The 15,426-nt window shown below is 62.1% G+C and carries 12 protein-coding genes; 10 read left to right on the forward strand and 2 right to left on the reverse strand.

The genetic code is table 11. The features are described from left to right. Positions 1–106: 106 nt before the first annotated feature. Positions 107–2,134: a 2,4-dienoyl-CoA reductase FMN-binding domain-containing protein gene (locus AC2FLX_RS09345; RefSeq protein ID WP_496810073.1), complete on the reverse strand. Its 2,028-nt coding sequence runs from the start codon at positions 2,132–2,134 to the stop codon at positions 107–109. A 137-nt stretch (positions 2,135–2,271) separates the two neighbouring features. On the opposite strand from AC2FLX_RS09345, the gene AC2FLX_RS09350 reads away from it, so the two are divergent. Continuing rightward, complete coding sequence (locus AC2FLX_RS09350) at positions 2,272–2,763, forward strand: RNA pyrophosphohydrolase (RefSeq protein ID WP_496744211.1); 492 nt, start codon at positions 2,272–2,274, stop codon at positions 2,761–2,763. A gap of 367 nt (positions 2,764–3,130) precedes the next feature. Here the strand turns inward: AC2FLX_RS09350 and AC2FLX_RS09355 are convergent, their stop codons facing one another. Continuing rightward, positions 3,131–3,931, reverse strand: a complete 801-nt coding sequence (locus tag AC2FLX_RS09355) for a helix-turn-helix transcriptional regulator (protein ID WP_480749423.1) — start codon at positions 3,929–3,931, stop codon at positions 3,131–3,133. Positions 3,932–4,062: 131 nt separating this feature from the next. Here AC2FLX_RS09355 and AC2FLX_RS09360 point away from each other — a divergent pair, with 131 nt between their 5' ends. The 9 genes from AC2FLX_RS09360 to AC2FLX_RS09400 all read left to right on the forward strand — a co-directional run bounded on the left by AC2FLX_RS09360 (position 4,063) and on the right by AC2FLX_RS09400 (position 15,382). Next, positions 4,063–6,039, forward strand: coding sequence for a CocE/NonD family hydrolase (locus tag AC2FLX_RS09360; protein WP_496810072.1), 1,977 nt, complete (start codon positions 4,063–4,065; stop codon positions 6,037–6,039). A gap of 28 nt (positions 6,040–6,067) precedes the next feature. Continuing rightward, the gene (locus tag AC2FLX_RS09365) at positions 6,068–7,630 is read left to right on the forward strand and encodes an ABC transporter substrate-binding protein (RefSeq protein WP_496810071.1); all 1,563 of its coding nucleotides are present in this window, start codon (positions 6,068–6,070) and stop codon (positions 7,628–7,630) included. A gap of 87 nt (positions 7,631–7,717) precedes the next feature. Then, positions 7,718–8,656 carry an ABC transporter permease gene (locus AC2FLX_RS09370; protein WP_496810070.1) on the forward strand — a complete coding sequence of 313 codons (939 nt, stop codon included), beginning with the start codon at positions 7,718–7,720 and terminating at the stop codon, positions 8,654–8,656. A gap of 10 nt (positions 8,657–8,666) precedes the next feature. Then, a complete protein-coding gene (locus AC2FLX_RS09375; RefSeq protein ID WP_480749419.1) occupies positions 8,667–9,524 on the forward strand; it encodes an ABC transporter permease in 858 nt (285 codons plus the stop codon). Continuing rightward, a complete protein-coding gene (locus AC2FLX_RS09380) occupies positions 9,521–10,501 on the forward strand; it encodes an ABC transporter ATP-binding protein (protein ID WP_496744219.1) in 981 nt (326 codons plus the stop codon). The genes AC2FLX_RS09375 and AC2FLX_RS09380 overlap by 4 nt, the downstream gene beginning before the upstream one ends. After that, complete coding sequence (locus AC2FLX_RS09385; RefSeq protein ID WP_496810069.1) at positions 10,498–11,436, forward strand: ABC transporter ATP-binding protein; 939 nt, start codon at positions 10,498–10,500, stop codon at positions 11,434–11,436. The genes AC2FLX_RS09380 and AC2FLX_RS09385 overlap by 4 nt, the downstream gene beginning before the upstream one ends. Next, on the forward strand, positions 11,433–12,233 hold the full coding sequence (locus tag AC2FLX_RS09390; protein ID WP_496810068.1) for an SDR family NAD(P)-dependent oxidoreductase: 801 nt from the start codon (positions 11,433–11,435) through the stop codon (positions 12,231–12,233). The genes AC2FLX_RS09385 and AC2FLX_RS09390 overlap by 4 nt, the downstream gene beginning before the upstream one ends. A 12-nt stretch (positions 12,234–12,245) precedes the next feature. Continuing rightward, a complete protein-coding gene (locus AC2FLX_RS09395; protein WP_496810067.1) occupies positions 12,246–13,895 on the forward strand; it encodes an amidohydrolase in 1,650 nt (549 codons plus the stop codon). Beyond that, positions 13,892–15,382, forward strand: coding sequence for a M81 family metallopeptidase (locus AC2FLX_RS09400; RefSeq protein WP_496810066.1), 1,491 nt, complete (start codon positions 13,892–13,894; stop codon positions 15,380–15,382). Before AC2FLX_RS09395 ends, AC2FLX_RS09400 begins: the two co-directional genes overlap by 4 nt. Positions 15,383–15,426: the final 44 nt, after the last annotated feature.

The raw sequence follows: 15,426 nt of genomic DNA on the forward strand, positions 1-15,426 counted from the left end.
GCGTTCACGATTGTGACCAGCTTTCTAGCGACTGCTGTGATGATGACCTTATTTGGCTTTTCCGCGTCCCGAAAACGATCTGCGAAAATCTTGAGAATTACAGTTGCTAGAATGTAGCCGCCAGCCGCGTGCCCTGATTGATCGCGCGTTTGGCGTCCAACTCGGCGGCGACATCCGCACCCCCGATCACATGTGGGGTGATACCCTGCTCGATCAGCGCGTCCGCCAGTGACCGTTCGGACACCTGACCGGCACACAGCACTATGGTGTCGGCCGCAATCACCGTCGGGTCCGCGCGCTCTTCGCCAAAGCTGACATGCAGACCGTCATCGTCGATGCGCTCATAATTCACGCCGCCCACGAAATTGACGTTCTTCATCTTCAGTGTTGCCCGGTGAATCCAGCCGGTGGTTTTGCCAAGACCCTTTCCATGCGCCTGTTTCTTGCGCTGCAACAAGGTGACCTGACGCGCGGGCGCGCTGGGTTGCGGCCCATCGGGCGCCAACCCCGCACGGTGTTCAGCCGGGTCCGTCACGCCCCATTCCTTCATCCACAAGGGCAGGTCGGTCGTGGCGCTGTGACCCTCTTCCAACAGGAACTCGGACACATCAAAACCGATACCACCGGCCCCGATCACGGCAGCAGACTTGCCAACCACGGCCTTGCCGCGCAACACGTCGATGTAACTCAGCACGTTGTCCCGATCCTGCCCCGGTATCTGCGGATCACGCGGGCTGACACCGGTGGCGACGACCACCTCGTCAAAGCCGGTCAGGTCGTCTGCGCCTACCTCGCGGTTCAGTACCACCTTCACGCCCAGATCATCCATCATGGTGCGGTACCAGTCGACAAGGCCCCAGAATTCTTCCTTCCCCGGCACCTGCTTGGCCATGTTCAGCTGCCCGCCGACCTCATCAGCGCGGTCGAACAGGGTAACATCGTGGCCGCGCTGGGCCGCGATCATTGCGGTCGACAAACCGGCAGGGCCTGCGCCCACAATGGCAATGGATTTGCGCGTTTTGGCCGGTTCAATCACCAGTTTGGTCTCATGACATGCGCGCGGGTTCACGAGGCACGAGGTCAGCTTGCCGCTGAACGTGTGATCCAGACAGGCCTGATTGCAGGCAATGCAAGGCGCGATCTTCGCGGCCTCACCCGCAATCGCCTTGGCCACGAAATCCGCATCCGCCAGCATCGGGCGAGCAAGCGAGACCATGTCGGCGCAACCGGTCGACAGAACCTCTTCGGCCACCTCGGGGGCGTTGATCCGGTTCGACGTGATCACCGGTATCCCCACCTTGCCCATCAACTTCTTGGTCACCCAGGCAAAGGCCGCGCGCGGCACGCTGGTGGCAATCGTGGGAATCCGCGCCTCGTGCCAGCCAATGCCGGTGTTGATGATCGTGGCTCCGGCCTTTTCGATCTCCTGCGCCAGTTGCACCACCTCGTCATGGGTCGAGCCGTTGGGTACCAGATCGATCATCGACAGCCGGTAGATGATGATGAAATCGGTGCCCACCGCCTTGCGCGTGCGGCGCACAACTTCGATCGGCAGACGCATCCGGTTCTCATAAGACCCGCCCCAGCGGTCGGTACGCTTGTTGGTATGGGTCACAAGGAACTGGTTCAGGAAGTACCCTTCCGACCCCATGATCTCGACCCCGTCATAGCCTGCCTTTTGCGCCAGTACGGCGGCGTTGACGATATCGCTGATCTGCTTCTCGATGCCCTCTTCATCCAGCTCAGTAGGCGGGAACGGAGAGATCGGCGATTTCACCGGGCTGGGTGCCACGCATTTCGGCCCATAGGCATAACGCCCCGCGTGCAGGATCTGCATCGCGATCTTGCCGCCCGCGTCATGTACGCGCTGCGTCACGATGGAATGGTGCGCCACGTCCTTGTCGCTCACCATCATCGAGGCCCCCGGCAGGACCGAGCCTTCAGGGTTCGGACCAATCCCACCCGTCACCATCAAGGCCACGCCGCCCCGCGCCCGGTTGGCGTAAAACTCGGCCACCCGGTTCCAATCGCCGGTCTCCTCAAGCCCCGTATGCATCGAGCCCATCAGCACGCGGTTTTTCAACGTGGTAAAGCCCAGATCCAGCGGGGCTAGCATATTCGGGTACGCAGTCATGGCGGAACTCTCCCTCCTGAATTTGCCCGCTAGATTGACGTTCGCGTCAACTTTGTCACGCGAAACCCCACGTCACCCTCTTTGCCTTGGCGTCGGTGATTGCTAGAGGTGGGCGGAACAACCCGATGAGGCCGCGCATGACCCCCGAAGAAATCGCCAAACTGCCCTATCGCCCCTGCGTCGGGCTGATGCTGATGAATGCCGAGGGCAAGATCTTCGTGGGACAGCGCAACGACCGCCACGCGGACGCCTGGCAAATGCCGCAGGGCGGTGTGGACAAGGGCGAAGATCCCCGCGTCGCAGCCCTGCGCGAGCTGTGGGAAGAAACCGGGGTCACAGCTGATCTGGTCGAAATCATCGCCGAAACCAAGGGCTGGCTGCCCTATGACCTGCCCCATGACATCGTGCCCCATATCTGGAAAGGCCGCTATCGCGGGCAGGAACAGAAATGGTTCCTGTTGCGCTTCACCGGCGCTGACGATCAGATCAACATCGAAACCGACCACCCTGAATTTACCCGCTGGAAATGGCAAAAACCCGACCAGCTGATCGCCGAAATCGTACCCTTCAAGCGCGATGTGTATGAGCGCGTGGTCGAGGCTTTTTCCAGCCACTTGGGCAAGTTATAATCGCTTGGGGTGTTGTTAAAAACGGGCTGCTTTGCAGGCAATCCGGATATGTGCAACTGCGGCAATTGCCGCCGCAGCAATACTTGGCGGTTGCAGCCAAGATATGCAAACCAGGCATTACCAGCCAGCTTCGAAATCCGCTTCAATGCCGCACTTTCGCCGCGATACCGAAAACCGAAAACTGCGGGACGAGACTGTCATCTCGATGGATTGATGATAGGTTAGTCTCCTAGAATGCGGTTCTTTGATTAAACTCTTTTCGGGAGCAAGTTTTTAGGTTTCTTTCTTTGTGCTGAGGGTGCTATTGAGCCATCCCACGCGAAAGCTTGATGAGTTTGCCGGGGATCGCCGGACCGGAACCGGGCCGTCAGACCAGCACACTATCTGGCAGGTCAGGCATATCCTTGTCCGAGGAATCGAGATAGGTGCGAACCGTCGGGTCGATCCACGAGCTTGAAACGGAATAAACCCCGCAGGCCGCAAGCGCCTCGCGCGCGGTTACCCTTTCGGGTAGCCGTTTCCAGATCGTTTTGGCCGCATAGGGCCGTGGATAGGGGCGCCACGCGACCCCCATAGTCATACCGCGCAGGTATTTGAGTTGCTGCCGGTGCGCCGAATAAAGTATCGTCTGCGCAACACTGCCCTCGCGCGCCCTTTCGTGTTCGGTCACAAAAATCCGGTTCCCCCTCAGAGTGACAAGCCCTTCATAGCGTGAAAGCTGCCGTATGCTTTTGTCGGGCGAGGTGGCGTTTTCATGCGACCGGATAGTGATCAGCCCATCCCGTTCGCTCAGCCGGATCAAGGAGCAAAAGATTACCCCATCCCAGGACGGGGTACGAAAGAACGAGTGATAGAATCCCAGATAGCGTTTGAGATTCTTTTGCTGATCGCGGAATGGTTCCAGAAACGTCTTGGACGGCGAGGCCACCTGACCGGGCGACGACTGCGTCAAAAGCGCTTCAAACTCCGGTGCGGCGGCAAATAGCTGTGCCTCGGTCATGTCAAAGTGGCGGGCGATACGGCGGAGGTTGTGCGCCGAAGGCATGCTCGACCCGTTCAGATAGCGGTTGAACTGCTGACGGTTCAGCCCGATGTCGCGGCAGATCTGCGAGATGCTGCCATGCTCGGCGCAAAGCTGGCGAAGATTTCGGGAAAAACTTTCTGACATGCTGCAAATTCTTTCGCTACCTGACGCTATTTCACTTCAATATGCATCACATCGCGCAAAATCGCACAATTTCTTTCTTTCGAGAACACGTCATCTTCTTGCACATCAAGTTTCCGAATCCAAAGGCCAACATGTCGATCAGTGTCACCGAAAATACCTGGATCACCCTGCCTGACGGTCGCCGGCTGGCCGCCCGGCTCTGGCTGCCCGATGCGGCCCCTGCGCCTGCGATCCTCGAATATCTGCCCTATCGCAAACGCGACGGCACCGCGCCCCGGGACGAGACCACTCACCGGGTATTTGCCGAGGCCGGATATGCCTGTGTACGGGTCGACATAGCCGGAACCGGCGACAGCCAAGGCCGGTTTGACGATGAGTATTCCGAACAGGAACTCAGCGACGGCGAAGCGGTACTGGCCTGGATCGCGGCGCAGGATTGGTGCGACGGCAATATCGGCATGATTGGCATTTCTTGGGGTGGCTTCAACGGGCTGCAATTGGCCTTTCGCCACCCCGAACCGCTCAAGGCGGTGGTCAGCGTGGCCTCGACAGTGGACCGCTATGCCGATGACATCCATTTCATGGGTGGTTGTTTGCTGAGTGACAATGCCAATTGGGGCAGTCAGATGTTCGCCTATCTCACCCGACCAGCAGACCCGGACCTTCGCCCTGACTGGCGCGAGGACTGGATCGCGCGGCTCGAAAACGTGCCTTTTTCTTCAGTTGACTGGTTGCGCCACCCCACCCGCGACGCGTTCTGGATACACGGTTCGGTATGCGAGGACTGGTCCGCCATTCAAGCCCCGACCCTCGCCATCACCGGTTGGGCCGACGCCTACGTGAACGCACCGCCCGCTCTTGCGGCCAATCTGACCGTGCCCGCCAAAGCCATCATCGGCCCGTGGGAGCATCGCTATCCCCATATCTCCAAGCTCGACCCGGCGGATTTCCATTCCGAGGTGATTGGCTGGTTCGACCGCTGGCTGAAGCGGGAACAGAACGGCGCCGAAGACCTGCCAGACTACCGCACCTTCATGCAGGAACATTTCAACCCGACCAAGGAAAACAAGCCGCGCACGGGCCGCTGGATCGCCGAGGCGATCTGGCCCTCGCCAAACGTGAAGGATCGCGTCCTGCACCTTGCCCCCGGCGGCTTTGCCGACGTCCCTACAGCAGGCACGGTTGATGTTGCTTCTCCCGCCCACACTGGACAAGCGGCGGGATATTTCTGCCCCGGCATGCGAATCGACAACGAACTGGCAGAAGATCAGACCCCTGACGATGCCTTGTCGACCTGCTTTGATACCGCGCCGCTAGACGCCCCGCTGGAACTGCTGGGTCGACCGTGCCTGAAGTTCGCATTTTCCGTCGACAAGCCCGTGGCGCAGCTGGTGGCACGGCTGTGTGATGTCTCGCCCGAGGGCGTGTCACAGCGGATTACCTATCGTCCGCTCAACCTGTGCCATTACAACAGCCACGAAACGCCCGAGCCACTGGTGCCCGGTCGGATTTACGAGGCCGAGGTCGAGTTGAACGAATGCGCCCACCACCTGCGGGAGGGCCACATCCTGCGGCTGTCGCTGTCAACGTCCTACTGGCCGATCGTCTGGCCTTCACCACGGACGACCCGCGTGTCACTGCATCTGCAAAACTGCACCCTGCACCTGCCCGTGCGGCAAGTCATGCAGGAAATCGAGCCCGCCAATCCCACTACTGCGCAGGCGTTCCCGGTGCTCGTAGCCGAGCAGTTGCGCCCGCCATCCGGCACGTCGAACCGCCACGTCACCAAGGAGGGGCGGGTGGTTCTGGACACCTTCGACGATTACGGCAAGGCACGCGACCCTTATCACGGGCTGATCGTCGGCAGTCATGTTACTATGCACTACGGCATACACCCCGACGACCCCGCCTCGGCCGAGTTCAAGGCAGAGTGGCGTTTTACCTTTGAACGCGGCGACTGGCAAGTTGCCATCGAGACCGAAAGCTGCATGACCTGTGACGGCGACATGTTTCACCTGCGCCGGAACCTGCGCGCCACCGAAGGCGCGAACGACTCCGAAGTCCTGACAAAGGAATGGTCCGAAACCGTTCCACGCGGGCTTCTTTGACCCAAGATCTGATCCAAGGGAGGATACCATGAAGATCGAATGGACCAAGGCGGCAGTGGGCCGTCGTGGATTTCTGAAAGGCGCGACAGCGCTGGGTGCGGCCACGGCCTTGCCAATGGGATGGGCACAACCGGCCTTTGCCGCCGCTGACGGTGTCTTGCGCGTGCGCTCCTATGGTGACGCGCAGAACATGGACCCCGCGCACAGCGTTGGCGTGGTCGAGGAAGAGGTACACGCCGCCATCTACAACAAGCTGATCCAGTACAAGCCGGGCCGCGAATGGGACTGGCAACTGGACGCCGCCGCGATGATCGAACAGGTCGACCCGACACATATCAAGTTCGCCCTGCGCGACGACATCGGCTTTACCAACGGCCATGGCGCGATGACTGCCGAAGATGTGAAATTCAGCTTTGAACGCATCGTCGATGACACCACCGAAAGCCCCAACAAGCCCGACATGGGGCCGCTCAGCCATGTCGAAGTGACCGGAGAGCGCGAAGGCACCATCGTTCTGAACGAACCCTTCGCCCCGCTCTGGACCATCGCACTGCCCTATATCACCGGCAACATCGTCTCCAAGGCGGCGACCGAAGCCGCAGGCGGCCGCATCGGCGCCGACCCGGTGGCGGAATCCGGTCCCTATCTGCGGGCCAGCTGGTCGCCCAAGGAAAAGACCGTTCTCAAGCGCAATCCCGACTGGAAGGGCGATGCGCCGGTCTGGGATACGATCGAGATCTATCCGATCGACGACGAGAACACTGCCGAGATCGCGTTCGAGGCAGGCGAGCTGGACTTCACCCGTGTATCTCTGGGCTCGGTCGAGCGCTATCGCGCTGGTGTGCCGAATGGCGGAACCCTTCTGGAATACCCGTCGCTCTACTATGCGTGGCTGGGCATGAATCTGGATCATCCCAAACTGCAGAATCCGAAACTGCGTCAAGCGATACAGCATGCCATCGACGTGCCCACCGTTCTGCAGGCGGCCTATTTCGGCGCGGTCGAGCCATCAACTGGCATCATCGCACCGGGCCTTGCCGGGCATCGCGAGAAATCTCTGGTGCCGCCGCAGGCCGATTTCGCCAAAGCAGCCGAGCTGTTGGCTGAATCCGGTGAAACCAACGTCACGCTCAAACTCGACACGCTGAACAAGACCACCTTCACCACCGCCGCGCAGGTCATTCAGGCCACGCTGGCACAGATTGGCATCACGGTTGAGGTCAACGTGCTGGAATCCGGGGCCTTCTGGGCCAGCGGCGACAACGAAGACCTGCAACTGGTTCTGAACCGCTTCTCGATGACGCCGGATCCCTATTATGCCACCGCCTGGTTCACCACGGAACAGGCCGGCATCTGGAACTGGGAGCGGTTCAAGAACGAAGAGTTCGACCAGATCCACAACTCGGCCTATCAGGAAACTGACAACGCCAAACGCGCGGCGATGTACCAGCGTGCGCAGGATCTGATGGAGGAAAGCGGCGCCTATCGCTTCCTGACCCACGAGGCAACACCGGTGATCCATTCGGCAGGCGTTGCCCCGGCGCTGCGCCCCGACGGTTTGGCGCTACTGCGGTACTTTGGCAAGTCGTAACCTGTTTCGCCAATCGGTCCCGGCCATGCGATTTCGTGGTGGCCGGGAGCGGCAATCGACCGCACAAGCCAAAGGAGCCATGCGGCCATGCTGAATTTCGCAACCCGTCGCTTCGGGCTGGCGTTGCTCATCTTGTTCGTGGCGGTCACCGTCATGTTCTTGATGATCCGCGCCGTTCCCGGCGACCCCGTCCAGATCATGCTGGGGCCGCGCGCCACGCCCGAACTTCAGGCCCGCCTGACCGCCGAACTGGCGCTGGATCAGCCGATCTGGAAACAGCTCGCCATCTTCTATGGCAACCTCCTTCAGGGCGATCTGGGTATCGACGTCTTTTCCGGGCGCTCGGTGACGGACATTGTATTCGAGCAACTGCCGCACACACTTTGGCTGATCTTCGCCTCGATCACCTGGTCGGCGGCCCTTGGCATCGCGCTTGGCGCCTATGCCGCGGCACATCCCAATACGCTGATCGACCGTGTCGCCGCCGCCGTTTCGGTCAGTTTCGTGGCCGCGCCCGCCTTTGTGGTGGCGCTGTTGTCGCTTTTGGTCTTTGCGGTTCATCTGCAATGGTTTCCCGCCATCGGCGCGGGTGAAGGTTTCTGGGATCGCCTCGATCACCTGGTTCTGCCTGCCTTCGCCATCGGGCTCAGTTGGGTGGGCTATATCGCCCGGCTGGTGCGCGCCTCGATGCTCGAGGTGATGGGAGAGAACCACGTCCGTACTGCCCGTGCATTTGGCATCAACGAACGGCGCGTGGTCATGGTCTATGCGCTGCGCATCGCCATCCTGCCGGTCGTGACCGTGATCGGCGTCGGCATGGGCTTCCTGCTCTCCTCCGCCGTCTTTGCCGAGATCGTCTTTGCCCGCCCCGGTCTGGGCAAGCTGGTAATCGACTCGATCACTACCCGCAACTATCCGATCGTGATGGGGTCGGTGCTTATCTCAACCGCGCTGTTCGTAGCGTCCACGGCACTGGCCGACCTGGTCAACGCCTGGCTCGACCCCCGCGCCCGCACGGCCAAGTAAGGAGCGTGACATGACCAAATCCCGTTCCGAACTGGGCCAGATCATCCACGGCGTCGCGCGCGACCCGCTTGGCCTGATGGGGCTGATCATCGTCGGCACCATCGTGTTCTGCGCCGTCTTCGCCGCCTGGATCGTACCCTATGACCCGGTTGCGATGGACATTCAGGCGCGGCTTCAGGGGCCGTCACTGGCCCATCCACTCGGCACCGATCAGTTGGGCCGCGACACGTTTTCCCGCGTGATCATGGGTGGGCAGGTCGCGCTCAAGGTGGCGCTTCCGGCGGTGTTCGGTGCCATGGCCATCGGCCTGACACTGGGCATGATCGCAGGCTACGGGCCGAAATGGCTCGACAATATCCTGATGCTTTTCTTCGACACCATTCGGTCCTTCCCGACAGTGATGTTCGCACTGGCCGTGGTGGCGTTGATCGGGCCCAGCCTGCAAACCGTGGTTTTCGTGGTTATGGCCACCTCGATCCCCACCTATGGCCGGGTGGCCCGTACCCAGACGCTGACCCTGCGTAACTCCGAATTCATCCTTGCCGAACGTTCGATGGGCGCCAGCATGAGCCGCATTCTGGGCGTTCACATGCTGCCCAATATCGTTGGTGTACTGGCCGTACTGGCCGCAATGGACATCCCCACCGTGATCGCGCTTGAAGCTGGCCTCTCCTTCCTGGGCCTTGGCGTCAAGCCGCCGACCCCCAGCTGGGGCGCGCTGCTGAAAGACGGCTATTCGCTGATCCGGCAGACACCCTGGCTGGTGGTGGGTGGCGGCCTGCCGATCATCCTGGCCACGCTCGGCTTCACCTTCCTGGGCGAGTCCCTGCGTGACGTGGTCGATCCGAAACTGAGGAAACAACGATGACCGAGACCCTTCTGGAAATCGACCGCCTCAGCGTCGATTACGAAACTGCCCGCGGCGACCTGAAAGCCCTGCGCGACATCACCTTCGATGTCCGCGAGGGAGAGATCGTGGGCATCGTGGGCGAGAGCGGCTGTGGCAAATCAACCCTGATCTCCTCGATCCTGCGCCTGACCGCACCCAACACCCGGTTCCGACAGGGCGAAGTGCGGTTCAAGGGCCAGAACCTTCTGGCCCTGCCCGAACGCAAGATGCGCAATTTGCGCGGCGCGGATATCTCCATAGTGTTTCAGGACCCGATGCAAACGCACAACCCCGTGCTCAGCATCGGCCAGCAGATGGTGGACATCCAGCACCGATCAAACGCGCCCAGGGCCGAAAAACGCGCCCGCGCCGCCGGGATGCTGGGCGCGGTGGGCATCCCCGACCCCGAGGCGCGACTGAACCAGTTCCCGCATGAATTCTCGGGCGGTATGCGACAGCGCATCGCCATCGCCATGGCGCTGATGTCCGAACCCGACCTGCTGATCGCGGACGAACCGACAACCGCGTTGGATGCCACACTCGAAGTGCAGATCATCGAACGCCTGCAGGAACTGCAACGCGAATTCAACTGTGCCATCCTGTTCATCTCGCACCACCTTGGCGTCATTGCGGAGCTCTGCGACCGAGTGGTGGTGATGTACGCTGGTGCAGTCGTGGAAAGCGGCGATGTGCGCGAAATCTTCCACAATCCCAAACACCCCTACACCCGACGGCTGATCGACTGCGATCCGGGCCATATCAAGGAACGCGCCCGAGTCCTGCCCACCATCCCGGGCGAAGTGCCCGATCTGGCCAACCTGCCCGACGGCTGCATCTTCCGCGACCGCTGCGATCAGGCGATGCCGCACTGCGCCACCCAGATACCGCCTCTGGAACAGTTGCGTCAGGGTCATCACGCCGCCTGCTGGCTGAACCACGAGGAGGCGATGTCATGAGCCTGTTGGACGTTCGCGACCTAAAAACCAGCTATGGCCCCGTCAACGTTCTGGCCGGGGTCAGCTTTGCAGTGGAGGCGGGTGAAACTTATGCGCTTGTGGGGGAAAGCGGTTCGGGCAAGACAACCGTGATCCGCGCCATTGCCGGGCTGGCCCCGGCGCAGGAAGGCTCGGTCAGGTTCGACGGGCAGGAAATCCGGGGCGCGTCCGAACGCGCCCTGCGCCCGTTGCGCAAGGATATCGCCATGATGTTCCAGGACCCGGTCGGGTCCCTGTCACCGCGCCTGACCATCGGCAGCCTTATCACCGAACCCTACCGCATTCAGGGCCTGAAGGACCGCGATCTGGATGCCGAGGCAAAACGCCTGCTGGAAATGGTGAACCTGCCCGCCCATTTCGCCGACCGATACCCCTATCAGCTGTCGGGCGGTCAGGCGCGTCGCGTCGGCGTCGCGCGCGCGCTGGCGTTGGAACCCCGGCTGATCCTTGCCGACGAACCCACTGCCGGTCTGGACGTGTCGGTGCAGGGCGAGCTTTTGAACCTGCTCAACGACCTGCGCGAACGGCTGGGGCTGGCGATGGTGATCATCACCCACAATCTCAACGTGGTGCGCCACGTGGCCGACCGCATGGGCATCATGTATCTGGGCCGTCTTGTCGAGGAGGGCTCCACCGAGGCGATCTTCCACAACCCGCGCCACCCCTATACCCGCTGCCTGCTGAGCGCCAACCCCGAACCGGACCCAGACGCGCGTCTCGAACGCATCGCCCTCAAGGGCGAGCCACCCAGCCTGCTCAACCGACCCTCGGGTTGCGAGTTTCGCGAGCGCTGCCCGTTCGCGCAAGCGATCTGCACCCAAACCCCGGTATGGGAAGTCGAAAACGGCCACGGCCTGCGTTGTCTAGCCCCGTTGCAGCCCGGACAAGCGGCATGAAACGGTTCGCCAGCAAAACGGTTCTGGTGACCGGCGGCCATACCGGCATCGGTTTTGCCATCGCCCAACGCTTCGCGCAGGAGGGCGCAAAGCTGATTCTTGTCGGACGCGACCAGGCCAAGGGCGATGCGGCGGCGGATAAGCTCGTCGCGACGGGGTGGACCTGCCGGTTCCTGTCTGTGGACCTATCGCACGAAGACGCGGTGACCGATCTTGTTTCAGGGCTGTCGCGGCTCGACGTTCTGGTCAACAATGCAGGCCTTGGCAGCCTGCGGACCGAACATGATCCGGGCGACAGTCCTGGCACCCGCTGGAACCGGGTCCGGGGCGCCAATCAGGACAGCGCTTACCTGATGACCGCCCATTGCCTGCCGCTTTTGCGCGCCTCGGGTGGATCGGTGGTCAACATCTCCTCCACCTCTTCCCTGCATGGCAACTGGGGCCTTTACGGTGTCGCCAAGGCCGGGGTCGAGGCGCTGACCCGTGCCTTTGCCGCCGAAGCCGCGCCTGTACGGATCAACGCGGTCAGTCCCGGCTGGATCGAAACCGAAGTGACGGCCCGCGCGTCAGGCAACACGGACGGCAACTGGGATTTGCCGCCGTCGCTCCTCAACCGCATGGGCACGGGGGCGGAAATCGCCGGCGCCGTGGCCTTTCTGGCATCGGACGACGCCAGTTTCATCACCGGCCAGACGCTGGTTGTTGATGGTGGCCTGACGCTGATCGACTATCCTTCCCGCCCCCTGCTTGAGAGGCGGGGACACGTCCTGCGCGCACGCCAAGACGGAAATGACTGAACCGGGACCGCGATGACATCCACACTCTATTTCAACGGCCTGATCCTTACGATGGACGCCGGGAATTCCAGCCCCGAGGCGGCGCTGACCGTGGGCGAAACAATCCGCGCTGTCGGAGCCGAAGCAGACCTGCGCGCCCGGATGCCCGCTGGAACGCTGGAACACGATCTGCAGGGGCAAACCCTGATCCCGGCCTTCATTGACCCGCACGGGCATTTTCCCGATCCCGGCTTCATCAAACTCTTCCGCGTCGATCTGGCCTCCCCCCCGCGCGGGGATTGTGCCGACATGTCTACGGCCCTTGCCAAGCTGCGTGCCAAGGCGGCGCAATCGCCGGACGGCGAATGGGTCATGGGCGTTCTGTTCGACAATACCGCCATCGCCGAAACCCGCATGCCAACGCGGCATGAACTTGACGACGTATCGCTGACGCATCCGGTGTGGGTTCTCCACGCCTCCGGACATAACGGGGCGGCGAACTCTCTGGCGCTGAAACTGCACGGCGTGAACCGTGACACGCCCGACCCCCTCGGCGGGCGCTTTGGCCGCGACCCCGAAACCGGCACGCTGACCGGACTCGTCGAAGGGCTGTCGGCGATGCGCGAAATGGGGGACACAAACTTCCTGATTGACCGCGACCGATTCTGGCAGGGCTTTGCCGCTTGCCGCGACGAATACCTCGCCCACGGCGTCACCTATGCCCAGAACGCCTGGGCTTCGCGTGAGTTGCTCGAACACTTCGCCAGCCTGCCCGCCGAAACCGATCCCGGCATCGACCTGGAACTGCTACCGATCGGCGAACTGGAACCGGCCCTCAGCCAGGGACCCGAGCCGCTGATCTGGCCCGGTAATCCCCATTTCACCCTTGGTGCGCGCAAGCTGTTCGCTGACGGGGCCTTTCAATTGCAAACCGCGTATCTGAGCGCGCCATACCACACACCTCTCGACCCACAAAACCCTTGCGGCATGCCGTATACGACGCAAGCCGATCTCGACGCGCAGGTTGCCAAACTGCATGGCATGGGCTTTCAGATCCATTGCCATTGCAACGGCGATGCCGGGGCGGGCATGTTCATCACCGCCGTCGAAGGGGCGCTTGCCGATCACCCGCGCGCTGATCACCGTCACACGATCATTCACGGCCAGACCCTGCGCGACGACCAGTTGCAGCAGATGGCCCGCCTCGGGATCACCGTCAGCTTTTTCTCCGCCCATGTTCATTTCTGGGGCGACCGCCATTACGACACGTTCCTGGGACCAGACCGCGCAGATCGGATATCGCCTGCGGCCTCTGCCGAACGCTTTGGCGTCCGCTACACCATCCACAACGACGCCTCCGTTACACCCACGCGACCGATCCATCTGGCCCATTGCGCAGTGAACCGGCTGACATCCGGCGGCAGGGTGCTGGGCGACGGCCAAAAGACAAGCGTCCTGTCAGCCCTGCGCGCCCAGACCATCGACGCCGCCTGGCAGGTGTTCAAGGAAGATGTGCGCGGCTCGATCGAACCGGGCAAAATCGCCGATTTCGCCATACTCGACCGCAATCCGCTCATCGAACCAGATCAACTGAACAACACTCGCGTCATCCAGACCATTCGACGGGGCCAGACCGTGTTTCGCAAAACCGCGTCCGAGCCGGAACTCACGGGCGCCCAATGACCAGACCCCGCATCGCAATTGCCGGATTTCAACACGAAACCAACTGCTTTGGTGTGACCAGGGCCGGCCTTGCCGAATTCCAGATGGCCGATTCCTGGCCCGAAATGCTGCACGGCCCCCATGTTGTTTCGCGGACGCGGGGCATGAACCTGCCCATCGCGGGCTTTGCCACCGCCGCCCAAGGCGCCGGAATGGAACTTGCCCCGATCCTGTGGTGCGCCGCCGAACCTTCGGCCCATGTCACCGACCACGCGTTTGAAACGATTTGTGGCATGCTGCTGGATGGCCTGCGCGCGTCAGGGCCGCTGGATGCGGTCTATCTCGACCTGCATGGCGCGATGGTCACAGAAAGTCTCGCTGATGGCGAAGGCGAAGTGCTGCGCCGCGTGCGCGATTTGGTGGGCCCGAACACCCCTCTGATCGCCAGCCTCGACCTGCACGCCAACATCTCGCCCGAAATGGTCGAGATCGCCGATTACCTCGCGATCTACCGGACCTATCCGCATCTCGACATGGCCGAAACCGGCGCGCGCTGCCTGCCGATGCTGCAACGCATGCTGGCAGGCGAAAGGCCGTTCAAATCCTTCCGCCAGATCCCCTATCTGATTCCGTTGCACGCGCAGTACACAGGCGCCGCACCGTTTGACCGGATCTACGATATCCTGCCGCAGCTGACCGGTCGCGGCGTTTCGGCCGACATCGCCCTCGGCTTCACTGCCGCCGACATCCCCGACACCGGCCCCTCCTGCGTGACCTATGCCGCAACCGCCCGGCATGCCGACCGTGCCGCAGATGAAATCCTGACGCTGTTCGAAACCTGCGAACCCCAGATCGCCATCACCATGCTTTCGCTCGACGCGGCCGCGGCTCTGGTGCGACAGGCCCCGAACAAGCCGATCGTTCTGGCCGATGTTCAGGATAATCCCGGAGCGGGCGGCACCTCGGACACCACCGGCCTGCTGAAGGCGCTGGTCGGGGCCGGGGCGAGAGGCGTTCTGATGGGTCTGTTCCACGACCCCGAAGTGGCTGCAGCGGCCCATGCAGCAGGCACAGGCGCTCGCCTCCGTGCCGCCTTGGGCGGCAAATCCGGTCTTGCTGGACAATCCCCCGTCGAGGCCGAGTTTCAGGTTCTCGCCCTCAGCGACGGAACTTGCCGGTATACGGGGAAAATGTACGGGGGCGGCATTGCCACTTTGGGCAAGACCGCCGCCTTGAAACTGATCGGAACCGGCGTCGATGTCGATCTGGTCGTGACCTCGGTGCGCAACCAGTGCCTCGATCTCGCGCATTTCACCCATCTGGGGCTGGACCCGACCGGCTATGCGCTGATCTGCGTCAAAAGCACCGTGCACTACCGCGCCGCGTTCGATCCCATCGCCAGCGCGACATACCCCGTTGCCGCCCCCGGCGCATTCCTGTGTGACCTGGAGCAAGTCCCCTATCGGAACCTTCCCGCCGGCAAACGGACAACCCCCCGCGTGGCATGATCATCCACAATCTGTGGACAGGCGGGTGCATCTCGAAGAACCCG

The sequence above is a fragment of the Ruegeria sp. YKSF57 genome, from assembly GCF_059612585.1.